Origin of the sequence: Ectopseudomonas khazarica, assembly GCF_004521985.1 — a bacterium.
GTDB classification, from domain to species: Bacteria; Pseudomonadota; Gammaproteobacteria; order Pseudomonadales; family Pseudomonadaceae; genus Aquipseudomonas; species Aquipseudomonas khazarica.
Genome location: NZ_SBHZ01000051.1, coordinates 1 through 417, shown reverse-complemented (window position 1 = coordinate 417; position 417 = coordinate 1). Strand labels below are relative to the sequence as shown.

1 protein-coding gene is annotated in these 417 nt (G+C 73.4%); it reads right to left on the bottom strand.

Annotation, left to right across the window (positions count from 1 at the left end):
• Positions 1-417: alpha/beta fold hydrolase (locus tag EPK82_RS24675; RefSeq protein ID WP_341870015.1), on the bottom strand; the 417-nt coding region annotated here is incomplete at both ends.

The following is a 417-nucleotide window of genomic DNA, read 5'->3' as shown; positions in this document are numbered from 1 at the left end:
ATCCGAACACGTCGGGCCGGGCCAGGGCGCAGAAGCCCGCGACCCAGGCGCCGAAATCGTGCCCGATCACCGCCGCGACCCGCTCCCGGCCGAGTGCCCCGAGCAGGCAGAGCACGTCGAGGAGCAGGTTGTGCATGCGGAAGGGCGCGAGGTCGGCCTCGTAGGCCACCGGCCCCGGGGCGGTACGCCCGTAGCCACGCTGGTCTGGGGCGACGACGTGATACCCGGCCTCCGCGAGGGCCGGCATCACCTTGCGCCAGGAATAGGCCAACTCGGGAAAGCCGTGCAGCAGCAGAAGACAGGGCCGGCCGGGCTCCCCGTGTCCGGCCTCCAGCACATGCATGCGCAGGCCGTTCACACCCGCGACGAAGCGCGCGCGGATGCCCGCGGGGAGGACGGCCGCGTCCAGCGGCGGCA